The sequence below is a fragment of the Neisseria bacilliformis genome, assembly GCF_014055025.1.
Taxonomy (GTDB): Bacteria; Pseudomonadota; Gammaproteobacteria; order Burkholderiales; family Neisseriaceae; genus Neisseria; species Neisseria bacilliformis.
The window spans coordinates 1,080,919-1,095,231 of the sequence record NZ_CP059571.1; the positions used below are offsets into that span (position 1 = coordinate 1,080,919).

Annotated in this window: 13 protein-coding genes and 2 pseudogenes; 12 read left to right on the top strand and 3 right to left on the bottom strand. The window is 59.5% G+C overall.

The window, feature by feature from the left end; translation table 11 throughout:
* Positions 1-96: 96 nt before the first annotated feature.
* The 3 genes from H3L91_RS05440 (at position 97) to tilS (ending at position 4,423) form a co-directional block, all read left to right on the top strand.
* Positions 97-2,283 (top strand): AsmA family protein, encoded by a 2,187-nt coding sequence (locus H3L91_RS05440; RefSeq protein WP_007342591.1) that lies wholly within the window; start codon positions 97-99, stop codon positions 2,281-2,283.
* Positions 2,284-2,413: 130 nt separating this feature from the next.
* Positions 2,414-2,761, top strand: a complete 348-nt coding sequence (locus tag H3L91_RS05445; RefSeq protein WP_007342592.1) for a hypothetical protein — start codon at positions 2,414-2,416, stop codon at positions 2,759-2,761.
* A gap of 336 nt (positions 2,762-3,097) precedes the next feature.
* The gene (gene tilS, locus H3L91_RS05450; protein WP_007342594.1) at positions 3,098-4,423 is read left to right on the top strand and encodes a tRNA lysidine(34) synthetase TilS; all 1,326 of its coding nucleotides are present in this window, start codon (positions 3,098-3,100) and stop codon (positions 4,421-4,423) included.
* Positions 4,424-4,978: 555 nt separating this feature from the next.
* On the opposite strand, the pseudogene H3L91_RS12185 reads toward tilS, so the two are convergent.
* Positions 4,979-5,437: pseudogene (locus tag H3L91_RS12185) on the bottom strand (SMI1/KNR4 family protein); the annotation flags it as partial.
* 42 nt (positions 5,438-5,479) lie between these two features.
* Positions 5,480-6,133: pseudogene (gene queC / locus H3L91_RS12190) on the bottom strand (7-cyano-7-deazaguanine synthase QueC); the annotation flags it as partial.
* A gap of 116 nt (positions 6,134-6,249) precedes the next feature.
* Here queC and H3L91_RS05460 point away from each other — a divergent pair.
* Positions 6,250-6,426, top strand: coding sequence for a hypothetical protein (locus H3L91_RS05460; RefSeq protein WP_007342596.1), 177 nt, complete (start codon positions 6,250-6,252; stop codon positions 6,424-6,426).
* 75 nt (positions 6,427-6,501) lie between these two features.
* Here the strand turns inward: H3L91_RS05460 and H3L91_RS05465 are convergent, their stop codons facing one another.
* Positions 6,502-7,977, bottom strand: a complete 1,476-nt coding sequence (locus tag H3L91_RS05465; RefSeq protein WP_007342597.1) for an aldehyde dehydrogenase family protein — start codon at positions 7,975-7,977, stop codon at positions 6,502-6,504.
* Between the two features lie 363 nt (positions 7,978-8,340).
* Between H3L91_RS05465 and adhP the strand changes: the two genes are divergently transcribed.
* From adhP to H3L91_RS05505, 8 genes are all read left to right on the top strand, one after another.
* On the top strand, positions 8,341-9,384 hold the full coding sequence (adhP, locus tag H3L91_RS05470) for an alcohol dehydrogenase AdhP (RefSeq protein ID WP_007342600.1): 1,044 nt from the start codon (positions 8,341-8,343) through the stop codon (positions 9,382-9,384).
* Positions 9,385-9,626: 242 nt separating this feature from the next.
* Positions 9,627-10,601, top strand: a complete 975-nt coding sequence (locus tag H3L91_RS05475) for an ABC transporter substrate-binding protein (protein WP_007342601.1) — start codon at positions 9,627-9,629, stop codon at positions 10,599-10,601.
* A gap of 129 nt (positions 10,602-10,730) precedes the next feature.
* Positions 10,731-10,901 (top strand): hypothetical protein, encoded by a 171-nt coding sequence (locus tag H3L91_RS05480; protein WP_154647195.1) that lies wholly within the window; start codon positions 10,731-10,733, stop codon positions 10,899-10,901.
* A complete protein-coding gene (locus H3L91_RS05485; protein ID WP_040658856.1) occupies positions 10,894-11,640 on the top strand; it encodes a class I SAM-dependent methyltransferase in 747 nt (248 codons plus the stop codon). Before H3L91_RS05480 ends, H3L91_RS05485 begins: the two co-directional genes overlap by 8 nt.
* Positions 11,641-11,864: 224 nt before the next feature.
* Positions 11,865-12,728 (top strand): alpha/beta hydrolase, encoded by an 864-nt coding sequence (locus tag H3L91_RS05490; RefSeq protein ID WP_040658857.1) that lies wholly within the window; start codon positions 11,865-11,867, stop codon positions 12,726-12,728.
* Positions 12,729-12,862: 134 nt separating this feature from the next.
* Positions 12,863-13,285 (top strand): 6-carboxytetrahydropterin synthase QueD, encoded by a 423-nt coding sequence (queD, locus tag H3L91_RS05495; RefSeq protein WP_007342604.1) that lies wholly within the window; start codon positions 12,863-12,865, stop codon positions 13,283-13,285.
* Between the two features lie 3 nt (positions 13,286-13,288).
* Positions 13,289-13,660 (top strand): DUF1304 domain-containing protein, encoded by a 372-nt coding sequence (locus tag H3L91_RS05500; RefSeq protein ID WP_007342605.1) that lies wholly within the window; start codon positions 13,289-13,291, stop codon positions 13,658-13,660.
* Positions 13,657-14,295 carry a 7-carboxy-7-deazaguanine synthase QueE gene (locus H3L91_RS05505; RefSeq protein ID WP_007342606.1) on the top strand — a complete coding sequence of 213 codons (639 nt, stop codon included), beginning with the start codon at positions 13,657-13,659 and terminating at the stop codon, positions 14,293-14,295. Before H3L91_RS05500 ends, H3L91_RS05505 begins: the two co-directional genes overlap by 4 nt.
* The last annotated feature ends 18 nt before the right edge of the window (positions 14,296-14,313 follow it).

Below are 14,313 nucleotides of genomic sequence, written 5' to 3' on the forward strand. Positions count from 1 at the left end.
GGCCTACCCGCGTAGGCGTAGGCGGCCTCCCGCGCCTGAGTGCCTGCCGCAATCTGCTATACTGCGCGGCTGTTTTCGCACCGCCTTTTTTGAAACATGAAACGTCTGCAATCGGGTAAATTCTGGCTCAAATCGCTTACCGCCGCCGTGCTGCTTTTCGCGGCGGGCTTTGCCGCGCAACACCTCCTGCTCGCGTGGCTGTTCTCGCCGGAAAAGCTGCGGCAGGCGGCCGATGCGGCGGTGGCGGGCACGGGGCGCAAGGTGCGCTTTGTCGACGAAGGCCGCACCACCGTTTTCCCGCGTCCGACGGTAACGCTCAAACAGGTCGAAATCACCCGCGCCCACGGCGAGGCGGCGGAAATCCGCGCGGAGGAAATGCGGCTGGGCATCGGCTGGGGCAGCCTCTGGGGCGAGCCGCGCATTGAAAAATGGGTGCTGCTGCGCCCCGAGCTTTCCCTCTCGCGCGACGCGGCGGGCAAATGGAACGTGGCCGACCTGCTGGCCAAAGAAAGCCGGTTCGCGGTGGACAGGATTATCGTCGAAGACGGCCGCCTGCTGCTGGACACGCCCGAGCGGCGGCACACACTGGAAAACGTCAGCCTGAACGTCAACAACGCCGACGACGCGCAAACCCAAATCAAAGCCGCAGGCCGTCTGAAAACCCCGCTGTGGGAAAACGACGCCGAATGGAAACTGCAAGGCACGCTCAACCGCAACGCCCAAGGCTGGCGCATGCCAGAGCTGGCAATCGAAGGCGGCAGCAAATGGCGCGGCGCGGCCTTTTCCTTCCGCTTCGCCGCCGATGCCGCATGGCGGCGCGACAGCGGCAAAGCCCGCTTTTCCAAAGCCGCCCTCAAACTCGACATCCCCGATTACGAGATGCATCTGAACGCCGAATCGCCCGCGCTCGAAGCCGACGGCGACAGCCTCACCGCCGCCGCCGCCAATGCCGTGCTCACCGCCAAATATGGCGGCGCAGCATGGGACGGCACGCTGGACGCGAAAAACATCGGCGTATGGCCGGATCGCGCTTCGGCCGAACAAATCGGCCTCAAAGGCAGCCGCAAAACCGATGCCACCCACACCGCCTTCACCCTCGACACCCCGCTGGCCTGGCGCAAAGGCGGCTGGGAAATGCCCGCCGCCAAACTCACCACCCGCATGGAAAACGCCGCCGGCAACCCCCGCCCCCGCCTTATCTCCGAACTCGAAGGCGTGTGGACATACAGCAAAGGCGCGTGGCAGGGCAGCATGAAAGGCCAACTCGACCGCGAAGCCGTCTCTATTACAGCCGGCTACACCCCCGCCGAAGGCGGCGCGCATCCCGCCCGCCTCACCGCCAAACTGCAACTGGACAAACTCATCCTCACCCCCTACCTCGAAAACCTGCCCGAAGGCGCGGCTGCCTATCCCGCCTGGCTGCAAAAAAGCGGTGCGCCCGAAATCGAAGCCGATATTTCCGTCAACACCCTGCAAACCGCCCAGCTTGAAATCAACCGCCTATCCACCCGCCTTCTGGCCGACAAAAACCGCATCGTCCTGCCCGACTTCCGCGCCGAACTCTACAACGGCAGCACCGAAGGCGGCATCAGCATGGCCAACACCAGCCCCCCCACCTACCACCTGCAACAATACGCCCGCAACATCAGCATCCGCCCCCTCATGCAAGACCTCTTGCGCTACGGCAGCATCAGCGGCAGCGGCGACGCCGAAATCGACATCACCGCCCAAGGCGGCGACCGCGCCGCACTCACCCGCACCCTCGCCGGCACCCTCGAACTCAACCTCGCCAAAGGCACATGGCTGGGCATCAACCTCAACCAGGCCCTGCAAAACCTCCTCGGCAACCGCCCCGTCAAAACCGACGCCCAATCCGTAACCCCCTTTGAACAATTCACCATCAGCAGCGTCATCCGCAAAGGCATCGGCCGCCACGAAAAAGCCGAACTGCGCTCCGAAAACCTGCGCGTCGAACTCACCGGCAACACCGACTTCAACACCATGACCCTCAACGAACAGCTCAAACTCTACCCCGCCGGCGGCGACGGCAGCCCCGTCCCCCTCAACATACGCGGCAAACCCGACAACCCCTCCGTAACCATCGACTACAAAAGCCTCACCGAAGGGCTCGACACCGCCGAAGAAAAACAACAGGCACTTGCCCGCGCCCTGCGCGAACAATGGCAGTGGCTCAACGCCCCCAAAACCGCCAAAACACAAGAAAGGCCGTCTGAAAGCGCAGCTTCAACGAAGTTAAAACCCACCCCGCCCGCCAAACCGTAACAGCGTGCGGCAAACAAAAAAGGCCGTCCCCGCCTATACCCCTTCGGGGCATAAACGCGGGGATGACGTTTCTGAAAACGCAGCTTCGGCGCAGCCAAAACCGTTCAGTCCGCCCCGAAAGGACAACCGCTTGACCAAGCAACAGATTATTTCCATTGTATTTTCCCTGATAACAGGATCAGCCGTGGCCGCAAACCAGCCCTACCCGAACATCGTGCAATACGACGAAGCAACCGCCGTCCGCCACGAACACACACAAGCCCTGTATCAGGCCATGCACGCCGCCGTGCGGCAGTCTTACGATCTGGCGCAATACGATATTGCCATCCGCCCGTGCCGGGACGCAGACAATGCGCTGTACCACTGCGTCTCCTTCACCCTGAAAAACCAAGACCCCAAACAAAGGGGCGGCAAGGGAAACTTTGCCATCCAAATCAGGCACTCGGACGGGCAGGCATTTTTTATCCATGCCCGATAGCGCATCCCCGCTTTTCAGACGGCCTCAAAGCAAGGCAGGTTGGGTCGAGACCCAACATCCGCGCCGCCGATATCGGGTTTGCAACCCAAGCCACCCGCCTGAAAATCCGCAATTTGTATTTTCAGACGGCCTTTGAGCAGCATAGCCCGCAGGTCGGATACCCGTATCCGGCAAGCGTTTGCCGAACAACAAACGCAGGCAGCCTGAAAACAGGTTTTCCCTTGCAGAAAACGTCGGATTCGGGCATCCGACCTGCAACATACAGAAAGGCCGTCTGAAAACCCGTTTCTGTTTTTCAGACGGCCTCCCGAACCACTTCCACCAAAAACCGCCGCCATGCACCCCGTCCCCGCCGCCGTCCTCCGCGCCCTGCCCGATCCCGTCCGCCGCGCCCGCCGCATCGAAGCCGCCCTCAGCGGCGGGCTTGATTCCGTCGTCCTGCTGCACACCCTCGCCCAGCTCCAAGACAGCCTGAACGCCGAATTGTCCGCCGTCCACGTCCACCACGGCCTGCACGCCCAAGCCGACTGCTGGCTCGACTTCTGCCGCGACTACTGCGAGCACCTCGGCATCCCCCTGCGCGTCGAAAAAGTTACCGTCCGCCCCGCAGGACAAGGCATCGAAGCCGCCGCCCGCCAAGCCCGCTACCAAGCCTTCGCCCGCAGCAGTGCCGATATCCTCGCCGCCGCCCACCACGCCGACGACCAAACCGAAACCTTCTTCCTCGCCGCCCTGCGCGGCGGCGGCCTGCGCGCCCTCGCCGCCATGCCCGAGCTGCGCCCGCTGGCCGAAAACCCCGCCGTGCACATCTGGCGGCCGCTGCTGCCCCACACCCGCGCCGAACTGGCCGCCTACGCCGCCGAACACCGTCTCGACTACATCACCGACCCCGCCAACGCCGATCCCGCCTACCTGCGCAACCGCTTGCGCCACGACGGCCTGCCCCGCCTGCGCCGCATACAGCCGCAGCTCGACGCCCACATCCGCGCCGCCGTCGCACTCCTGCAAGACGAACTGGCCGTATTACAAGAAACCGTTGATGCAGACTGGCAAACCGTACACGACGCGCACGGCTTCAATACGGTTGATTGGCGGCAGCTCACCCCCGCCCGCCGCCGCCAAACCGCCCGCCGCCTGCTGCTAGAACTGGGCGGCAGCCTGAAAAACCAAGCCTTCCTCACCGACTTCTGCCGTGTATTAGACCAAATCGGCACAAGCGAAGCGCAATGGCCGCTGGGCGCGCGCACCCTCATCGCCAGCCAAAACCGCCTGTACTGTTTACCAAACGACTGGCAGCGGCAATACACCCCCGCCGACCAAACAGGCAGCCTGAAAGACTGGCAGGCCGCCGGCTGGCAGCTGCGCCCCGCCCCTCACGGCCTGCCGCCCGCAACCCTCGCCCGCCCCCTGCGCATCCGCCCGGCAGCAAAGGGCGACCTGCTCGCCACCCCCGTCGGCCGCAAACCGCCCAAACAAATCCTGCACGAGCACCGCATCCCCCCCTTCATCCGCCCCTGCTGGCCGCTCATCGCCGACGAAAACAACCGCCCCCTCGCCCTCGCCAACCTCTCCGCCCCCGAGCGCGATACCGTTTCAGACGGCCTGATCCTGTGCCACCCCGCCTTCGACCGCTTTGTACCGCCCATAGAACAAACAGCATAAACAGCGCACGGATACCGTTTGAGTCTGTTAGGGTGTGTTGACATTCAACTTTTGAAGCGGATTTTGCGTCATAAAACGGCAGATGCAAGGCGAAAATACGAGCCTATGCCGCCCATTGCGGGTATTTGCAACGCGGCAGATGCCGTTTTAGGGCGTAAAAGCTGCCAAAATGTTGATTGTCAACACGCCCTAATAAAAGGCCGTCTGAAAAAGCAGATTTTGCTTTTTCAGACGGCCTCCTCCGTTTTCACCCGCGCCAAACCCGCCGTAGCACGTAGGCACAAGCCACGCACGCGGCCTTTGCCGCCAAACACGAAAGGCCGTCTGAAAGTCACATTGTGTGATTTTGGTCGCGCCGAAGCCACACTTTCAGAAACGTCATCCCCGTGTAGGCTGGGACGGCCTTTCGTTTCCCCGTATCGGAAACCGTTTATGCAGTAGAAACCGCGTGCGTCGCCTCGGGGCGACACACCTTACGGCGGATTTAGACAGGGCGGGATACAGACAGGCCGTCTGAAAAACGGATTTTCAGACGGCCTCTGCCGTTTGCCGGTTTTATTCGTCGTCCGAATCCACGTCGTCGGGGTTGTCGCGCAGGCGGGCGAGGAAGGCGGGGAAGGTGTCGGCGAGGGGGCGGGTGTTGCTTTTGAAGTTGGCTTCGCGGGAGAGTTTGTCGCTCCATACGTCGCGGACGTAGTAGGTGATTTTGCCGCTGTCTTTTTCGAGGCAGATGTAGTTGCCGCCCCAGTCGAGGGCGAAGGGGATGAGGGCGGGGGGGATTTCGTTCCGCGCCCATTCGGCGGCGGCGCGGCCTTCGAGGGTGAAGTCGGGGTCGTCGGCGAAGGCTTGGGCGTAGCGGATGGGGATGAAGTCGCTGATTTCGATGTTGTCGCAGCCGCTGCCGCCGGCATCAAAGAGGGTGCGGGCGGGGGTGCCGCCGTTGTATTTGAGGTAGTGGGCTTTGAAGCTGTCGGGCAGGGTGGCGGCAAGGGTGTGTTCGGCTTGGGCGAGGTCGTGTTCGGTGAGGTTTTTTTCGCAGTCATAAAAGGCGGGGGCGGCGGCTTTGTTTTGGAGGTATTGGGCCAGGCCGCGTTCGCGCAGTTGGCAGGCGGGGCATTGGTGGCAGCCGCCGATGACGCCGTTGTAGCAGGTGTGGGTGTGGTCGCGGATGTAGTCGAGGCAGCCGAGTTTGTCGGCCAGCTCCCAGGTTTGCGCTTTGGTGAGGTACATCAGGGGGGTGTGGATTTGGAAGGGGTAGTCCATTGCGAGGTTGAGGGTTACGTTCATGGATTTGACGAATACGTCGCGGCAGTCGGGGTAGCCGGAGAAGTCGGTTTCGCATACGCCGGTGATGATGTGGCGGATGTTTTGTCCTTTGGCGCAGATGGCGGCGTAAAGCAGGAACAGGGCGTTGCGGCCGTCGACAAAGGTGTTGGGGAGGCCGTTTGCGGCGGTCTGAATGGCGGCGGTGTTGTCGGTGAGGGCGTTTTGGGTGATGTGTTTGATGAGGGAGAGGTCGAGGATGGTTTGTTTGACGCCCCAGTCTTGGGCGATGCTGCGGGCGCGTTCGAGTTCGACGGCGTGGCGTTGGCCGTATTGGAAGCTGATTGTTTGGACGTTTTCGCGGCCGTAGGTTTGGATGGCTTGGATGAGGCAGGTGGTGGAGTCTTGTCCGCCGGAGAAGATGACGAGGGCTTTTTCGCTGTTCATGGTGTGTTCTTGGCAATGGGTTGAAAAATATGCGGATTATAGCGGATTTGGCGGCAGGGGCTGATGGGCGTAGAATGCGCCGCCGTTTCAAATACAAATATTCAAGAGGAAAAAGTATGTTTTGGGCAATTATTTCCGCGTGTTCGATTGTGGTGGCTGTGTTGGTGGTGTGGGTGAACGCCAGTGCGTTCGGTATGGAAGAGCGGGACCATAAGGAGGTGTCGGAATATGAAAAACGCTTCGGGTTGGGGCCGCAGCCTGCGGTGAAGAAGGACGAAGCGTCGGATAGTTAGGGTCAAACTGGCAAAGAGGCCGTCTGAAAAATGTTTTTCAGACGGCCTTTCGCTTCAAGCGGGCATCACATCATATCAATACAGGCCTTCGCGCTCTTCGCGGGTGCTGATGTAGATGTTTTTCACCTGTGTGTAGGCGGCGAGCATCATTTTGTGGGTTTCGCGGCCGATGCCGGAGGTTTTGTAGCCGCCAAACGGCGCGCCGGCGGGCAGGCGGTTGTAGCAGTTGATCCACACGCGGCCGGTTTCCAGCGCGCGGGAAACGCGCAGGCAGCGGTTGATGTCGCGGCTCCACACCGCGCCGCCCAGGCCGTAGTCGCTGTCGTTGGCCATGGCGATGACTTCTTCTTCGGTTTTGAATTTGATTACGGTGGCCACCGGGCCGAAGATTTCTTCCTGCGCCACGCGGCCTCTGTTGTCGGGCGCTTCAATCAGGGTGGGTTCGAGGAACTCGCCTTTGCCCAATTCGCCTTCAACCTTTTTGCCGCCGGTGATGATGCGGCAGCCTTCCTGCTCGCCGATTTTGACGTATTTCAAAATAGTGTCGAGCTGGCCGGCGCTCACTTGGGCGCCCATTTGGGTGTCGTCTTCCCACGGCAGGCCGACTTTGACCTTTTTGAACTCTTCGGCCAGCGCGGCAACGAAACGATCGTAAATGCCTTCCTGCACGAAGATGCGCGAGCCGGCGCAGCAGACTTGGCCTTGGTTGAACAGAATGCCTTTTTGCGCGCCTTCAAGGGCTTTGTCAAAGGGCATGTCGTCGAAGAAGATATTGGCCGACTTGCCGCCCAACTCCAGCGTGGCGGGAATCAGCATCTCGGCGGCGGCGATGCCAATGCGGCGGCCGATTTCGGTAGAGCCGGTAAAGGCCAGTTTGTTGAAGCCTTTGTGGTGCAGCATGTATTCGCCCGATTTGCTGCCGCGTCCGGTGATGACGTTCAGCACGCCTTTGGGCAGCAGGTGATTGATTTTTTGGGCGAACGACAACAGGCTCAGCGAGGTGCTGGAAGAGGGGTGGATGACGATGGTGCAGCCTGCGGCGAGTGCGGGGGCGATTTTCCAGGCGGCCATCAGGAAAGGGAAGTTCCACGGGATGATTTGGCCGACCACGCCGATGGGTTCGCGCAATACGATGGACAAATCTTCCTGGTCGATTTGGTTGCAGGTGCCTTCTTCGCCGCGAATCACGCCGGCAAAGTAGCGGAAATGGTCGGCGGCCAGCGGGATGTCGGCGGCGCGGGTTTCGCGGATGGGTTTGCCGTTGTCGAGCGTTTCCTGCAAGGCGAAGAGTTCGGTGTTTTCGTCAATCACGTCGGCGATTTTGTTCAGAATCACGGCGCGTTCGGCGGCGGTGGTTTTGCGCCAGGTTTTGAACGCCTGCTGCGCGGCGGACACGGCGGCATCCACATCCGCGTCGGATGCGTCGGTGAATTTCGCCAAGAGGCTGCCGTCGGCGGGGTTGTAGGAATCGAGCAGCGCGCCGGGTTTTGTCCACTCGCCGTTAATCAGCAAGCCGTATTCTTTGTCAAATACATTCAAATCTTTTGCCATTTTTCTATCTCCAAAAATCGTTTAACGTTTTAACAAAATACAGCAGTTGCCGCCGTTGCCGCCGGACTGCCTGCCCGCAGAATATGACTTTTCGCCGCACAAAAGCAAGGGTTTGTTTGACGATTATCATGTAAAACATTTTTACATATGATAATTATTCATGTAAAATCGGAAAATATGTTAAATTTTTCATAAAGCGGTTTTTTCCTGCCGTTTTTATAGAAGGTTTGGATTTGTTTGGTTTGATATAGTATAACAAATTTAATTATTTCAAACATTTAGCCGTTGCCAATGGCTTGACGCTGCGCCGCTTCGTTAACATACTCTGCCGCGTGAGCAACCAACGACAACAGGAGTATCGTCATGAAAATGAAAGCAGCAGTGGTAACCGCCGCAAGCGACGGCAATGTTGAAATCGTCGAACGTGACATCCGCCCGATTCAGAGCGGCGAAGCCTTGGTGGAAGTGGAATACTGCGGCGTGTGCCACACCGATTTGCACGTGGCCGCCGGTGATTACGGCAAAAAGCCCGGCCGCGTGCTCGGCCATGAGGGCATCGGCATTGTGAAGGAAGTTGCGCCCGACGTGAAAAACCTGAAACCGGGCGATCGTGTGAGCATTGCCTGGCTGTTTGCCAGCTGCGGTTCGTGCGAATACTGCGTGAGCGGCCGCGAAACCTTCTGCCGCAGCGTGCTCAACGCGGGCTACACCGCCGACGGCGGTATGGCGACGCACTGCATCGTGGACGCCGACTATGCGGTGAAAGTGCCCGACGGCCTCGACCCCGCCCAAGCCAGCAGCATCACCTGCGCGGGCGTTACCACTTATAAAGCCATCAAGGTTTCCGGCGTGCGCCCGGGGCAGTGGATTGCCATTTACGGCGCGGGCGGCTTGGGCAACTTGGCCGTGCAGTATGCGAAAAAAGTGTTCGGCGCGCACGTGGTCGCGGTGGACATCAACGACGACAAACTCGCGCTGGCCAAGGAAGTGGGCGCGGATTTCACCGTGAATCCGCTCAAAGAAGACGCGGCCAAAGCCATTCAGGAAAAAACCGGCGGCGCACATGCCGCGGTGGTAACCGCCGTGTCCCGCGCCGCGTTCAATTCCGCCGTGGACTGCCTGCGCGCCTGCGGCCGCCTCGTGGCCGTCGGCCTGCCGCCCGAAATGATGGATTTGTCCATCCCGCGCCTGGTGCTCGACGGCATCGAAGTGGTCGGCTCGCTGGTGGGCACGCGCGAAGACTTGGTCGAAGCCTTCCAATTCGGCGCGGAAGGACTGGTTGTGCCCAAAGTGCAGCTGCGCAAGCTGGACGAAGCCAACGCCATTTTCCAAGAAATGCGCGACGGCAAAATCCAGGGTCGCATGGTGATTGACATGAAAGCCTGCGGCTGCGGACACGCGCACTGACGGCAGTCTGCCGCACGGCCGGTGTTTGAGGCCGTCTGAAAAACGGGGCGGGATGTTCCGCCCCGTTTTTTTCAGACGGCCTTTCTGTCTTTACACGGATAAGCCCCCGGGTGCAGAATGAAACGGCAAACTTTATCTCAAACAAACAGGCCGTCTGAAAGCGCGGCTTCGGCATAGCGAAAACCCGTTTCCAGCCTGTTTCCCGTTTTTCAGACGGCCTCAACGCAAACAAGGAGCCTGATATGGATTTGAAACGACGAGAATTTTTAAAAATCACCGCCGCGCTGGCCGCCGCCGGTGCCGCCCCCGTGCTGCGGGCGGCGGGCAAAGAGGCGTTCACTGTTTACGGCGCGCCCGCCATGCCCAGCGTAACCATCGCCGTGGCGGCGCAGCAGGGGCAGTTGGCCAAACAGGCCGATGTGTCGCTGAAAATCTGGCGTTCGCCCGACCAGCTTCGCGCGGGCGTGGCGAGCGGGCAGTTTAAAGTGATGATGAGCCCGAGCAATGTCGGCGCGAACCTGCGCAACCAAGGCCGCAAAGTGGGCATGGTGAACATCCTCACCAACGGCATCACGCAGCTGGTGTGCAAACAAACCATCGCCGCGCCGCAGGATTTGGCGGGCAAAAAAGTGATTTTGCCGTTTAAAAACGACATGCCAGACATCGTTTTGCAGTCGCTGTTGAAAAAACTCAAAATCGACGCAAGCAAAGTGTCGCTCACTTATGCCGCCACGCCCGCCGAAGCCGTGGGGCTGTTTTTGGGCAAAGACTACCACGCCGCCGTATTGCCCGAGCCGATGGCCAGCGCGTGCATTCTGCGCGGCAAAGTCATGGGCGCAAACATCGTGCGCGGCTTTGATCTGGTGAAGGCTTGGGGGCAGGCGTTCAATACCAAGCCGCTGATTCCGATGGCGGGCATCATCGCCGACGAAGCCTATTTCCGCGCACACAAAGCGCAGTTCGACACCTTCCATCAAGACCTGAAAAACGCCCTCGCGTGGATCAACGCCAACCGCCAGAGCGCGGCCAAAATCGGCAAAAACTACCTGCCCGCGCCCGAACCCGCGCTGGTGATGGGCTTGGACGGCGCAAGGCTCACCGTTACCAAAGCATCGGAAATCAAAAACGAAATCCTGCATTTTTACGAAATCCTGATGCAGTTCAACCCCAAACTCTTGGGTGGCAAAATGCCGGATAACGGGTTCTTCCTCGCCTAAGCGGTATATCCGGCAAGAGGCCGTCTGAAAACCGGTAAAACGGGTTTTCAGACGGCCGGCCTCACGCGTTTGCGCCGCCGCAGCTTCCTGTATCATTGCGCCTTTGCCTGCCGCCAACCCGAGCAAACCATGCCCGCCACCTGCCTCTACCATCCGCTCAACACCCTCAAACCCTTCGGCGAAAACATTTGGACTGCCGACGGCGGCTTTCAGTGTGATGAAAGCCATGCGGCCGCACCATTGCGGCGGGCGTGCCGCCGTCCGGCGGGAGCGTCTGAAACAGGAGACAGAAATGAATGAAACAAATGCACGCGGCATCCGCCAAGCCCTCGCTCTGTTTCTGCGCCCCGATTTGAATCCCGCCTACCTTGCCGAAGAGAACGGCATCTTGCGCTACCTCAACCCCGCCGATTTGGCAGGCGACAACGGCAAATACCAAAAGCTCTACGACCGCCTCGCCCCGCTGTACAACATCGGCGAATGGCTGGCGCGGCTGAAATACGGCAACGGCATCGCCAAAATGCGCCGCGAAATGATGCGGCTGATTGACTGGCAAGACGGCGCAAGCGTGCTGTATGTGTCGGTCGGCACGGGCAACGATTTCCGTTATTTTCCCGATACGGTAAACGCGGGCAGTCTGAAAATCGTCGGTGCGGATTTGTTGCTCGGTATGCTGCGGCGGGCGCAGAAAACATGGCGGCGGCGGCTTGATTTGTCGTTGGTGCACTGCGCCGCCGAAGATTTGCCCTTTGCCGACAACAGTTTCGACATCGTATTCCATGTGGGCGGCATCAATTTCTTTTCCGACAAACGCCGCGCCCTTGCCAAGCCTAGCACACGGCTGATGATTGCCGATGAAACACAGGATTTGATTGAGCAGCAATACCAAAAAAGCGTGTTCACCCGCGATGCGTATCAAGACCGGCATTTTGATTTGTCCGAAATTGAAAACGCGCTGCCCGATGGCGCAATAGAGCGGCAAGTGCATATTCTGTGGGACGGGCGGTTTTATGCGATGACGTTTGGTAAGGCAGCCTGAAACCTTTGCAAAACCTGAAATCAAACCGGAAATAGTCAGTTCTCCGTCATTCCCGCGCGGGCGGGAATCTTGCTTAATTTTAAGCAGTAGTTTGTTTTTGCAATCACTTTTTAATATCAAATAAGATTCCCGCCTGCGCGGGAATGACGGCATTTCTTATTTTTAGCTTCGCAACTGCGCTGCGCAGGCACCTCCATTTCCCCTTTTTATTCCGAGTACCAATCATGCAGCCCACTATCCTCCCCACCCAAATCCCCGCCTCCATTGCCGCCGCGCTACGCCAACTCGGCGCAGGCATCAACCCGCCCGCAACCGCGCAGCTTTATGCCCCGCTGCAACCGCGCGAGCCATACGCCGCCGCAGCCGTTACCCGCAACCAAGCCTTCGGCAGCCACCCGCTGCAATGCCTTGATGTTTTTGCGCCCGCGCAATCCGGCAACACACCGCGCCCCATATTGCTGTTTGTGCACGGTGGCGGCTTTATCCGTGGCGACAAGCGCGATGCAGACAGCCCGTTTTACGACAACATCATGCTCTGGGCGGCAGGCAGCGGATTGCTGGGCATCAATATCAACTATCGGCTTGCCCCCGAATATCCGTGGCCCGCAGCCCAACAGGATATTGCCGCCGCCCTGCTGTGGATACAAAGCCACGCTGCCGCGCACGGCGGCGACCCGCAACGCATCATCTTATGCGGGCATTCCGCAGGCGCGGCGCACATCGCCCAATACCTTGCCCACCCCACGCTGCGTTTGGGCAACGACGGCGTGCGCGGCGCAATATTGGTTTCAGGCATTTACGACACCGTAGCATTTGGCGACAACCCCGCCCGCCGCGCCTACTTTGGCAGCGACCCCGCCCAAATCGCCGCCCGTTCCGCCCAAGCAGGGCTGATACAGTGCGGCATGCCGCTGCTGATTGCCTGCGCCGAACTTGACCCGCCCGAGTTCCGCCAACAGGCAGCTCTGCTGGGCGCACCGTATTATCTGCTGACGGGGCACAGCCATATGTCGGATATATTTGCCGTCAATACGGGCGATACCGCCTTGTCTGACCTGATGCAGGCGTTTATTGCCGAACACGTTTAACAAAGGAAGACTGTTTTTAGGCAGCCTGAAAGCCTGTTTTCTGCTTTTAGCTTCGCAACTGCGCTACGCTACGCAGGCCGTCTGAAAGCCGCCCCGACGCCGCTGAAACCATTTTGATAAAAGAAAACCAAACCATGAAAATCACCAAAATCTTCACATTCGACTCGTCGCACCTGCTCGACGGGCACGACGGCAAATGCAAAAACCTGCACGGCCACACCTACCGCCTTGAAATCACGGTTTCAGACGACCTGATTTGCGGCGGGGCGAAAGACGGCATGGTGATGGATTTTGCCGACCTCAAAACCATCGCCGAGCGCGAAATCATCGCGCCGTTCGACCACGCCTTTCTTTACCATGCCGACAACGCGCGCGAGTGCCAAATCGCCGCGCTGTTGGAAGGCTGGCAGATGAAAACCCTGCGCCTGCCTTGCCGCACCACCGCCGAAAACATGGCCGCCGAAATCTATGGCCGTCTGAAAGCGGCGGGCGTGAACGTGTGCAGCGTCAAATTATGGGAAACACCCACTTCGTGTGCGGAATTTGAAGGAGCATAAACAATGAAATTATTAGGCACGATTCTCACGCTCTTGGTGGCGGCGGAACATTTTTACATCGCATGGCTGGAAATGACGCAAGTGCCCAGCGAAAAAGTGGCACAAACTTTCGGTATGCCTTACGAATTTTTGGAACAAAAGCGCGTGCAGACCATGTTTTCCAATCAGGGGCTGTATAACGGCTTTCTCGCCGTCGCGCTGGTGTGGGCGCAGTTTGCCGCGCCCGATAACGCCGTTTACGGCGCAACCGTGCTGTTTCTCGGTTTTGTTTTAATCGCCGCCGCATGGGGCACGTTTACCACCGGCAACAAAGGCATTCTGCTCAAACAGGGCCTGCCTGCCGCGCTGGCCGCCGCAGCCGTGGTGTTCGCATGACGCGCATCGACCTTGCCCCTGCCGACCCGCAATACCGCATCGTCGAAATTTTCGAGAGCTTGCAGGGAGAGGGCTGGAACACGGGCATGCCTGCCATATTCGTGCGGCTGGGTAAATGCAATCTGGCCTGCTCGTGGTGCGACACCGACTATCTGAAATTCAGCATGATGCCGCTTTCCGAAATCTTAGGCCGTCTGAAAAACTACACCGCCCGCAACATCATCATCACGGGCGGCGAGCCGACCATCCAGCCGCATTTGAACACGCTGCTGGACGCGCTCAAAAACGCCGGCTACCGGCTCTGCATCGAAACCAACGGCCTCAACCCCGCGCCGCCGCAAATCGACTATGTGGCCGCCAGCCCCAAAGCATGCTACGCCGCCAAATACGAAAAAAGCTGTATTGCCGCCGCCGACGAAGTGCGGATTGTGGCCGACGGCGATGTCATCTCGTTTTGCGAAGCGCTGGAACAAAAAATCCGCGCCCGCCGCTACTACCTTTCGCCCTGCGAACAAAACGGCGCGATGAACATCTACGACACCATCCGCCAAATCGGTATCTTAAACAGCCGCCCCGACGCGCCCGTGCATTGGCAGTTGAGCGTGCAGACGCACAAATGGGCGGGGATAGAGTAGGGGCGTTCTTAATATTTG

What these genes read in the sequence shown, in the direction of transcription:
- H3L91_RS05440 (WP_007342591.1), top strand. Translation starts at nt 97, where the DNA reads ATGAAACGTCTGCAATCGGGTAAATTCTGGCTCAAATCGCTTACCGCC.
- tilS (WP_007342594.1), top strand. Translation starts at nt 3,098, where the DNA reads ATGCACCCCGTCCCCGCCGCCGTCCTCCGCGCCCTGCCCGATCCCGTC.
- H3L91_RS05460 (WP_007342596.1), top strand. Translation starts at nt 6,250, where the DNA reads ATGTTTTGGGCAATTATTTCCGCGTGTTCGATTGTGGTGGCTGTGTTG.
- H3L91_RS05465 (WP_007342597.1), bottom strand. Translation starts at nt 7,977, where the DNA reads ATGGCAAAAGATTTGAATGTATTTGACAAAGAATACGGCTTGCTGATT.
- adhP (WP_007342600.1), top strand. Translation starts at nt 8,341, where the DNA reads ATGAAAATGAAAGCAGCAGTGGTAACCGCCGCAAGCGACGGCAATGTT.
- H3L91_RS05475 (WP_007342601.1), top strand. Translation starts at nt 9,627, where the DNA reads ATGGATTTGAAACGACGAGAATTTTTAAAAATCACCGCCGCGCTGGCC.
- H3L91_RS05480 (WP_154647195.1), top strand. Translation starts at nt 10,731, where the DNA reads ATGCCCGCCACCTGCCTCTACCATCCGCTCAACACCCTCAAACCCTTC.
- H3L91_RS05485 (WP_040658856.1), top strand. Translation starts at nt 10,894, where the DNA reads ATGAATGAAACAAATGCACGCGGCATCCGCCAAGCCCTCGCTCTGTTT.
- H3L91_RS05490 (WP_040658857.1), top strand. Translation starts at nt 11,865, where the DNA reads ATGCAGCCCACTATCCTCCCCACCCAAATCCCCGCCTCCATTGCCGCC.
- queD (WP_007342604.1), top strand. Translation starts at nt 12,863, where the DNA reads ATGAAAATCACCAAAATCTTCACATTCGACTCGTCGCACCTGCTCGAC.
- H3L91_RS05500 (WP_007342605.1), top strand. Translation starts at nt 13,289, where the DNA reads ATGAAATTATTAGGCACGATTCTCACGCTCTTGGTGGCGGCGGAACAT.
- H3L91_RS05505 (WP_007342606.1), top strand. Translation starts at nt 13,657, where the DNA reads ATGACGCGCATCGACCTTGCCCCTGCCGACCCGCAATACCGCATCGTC.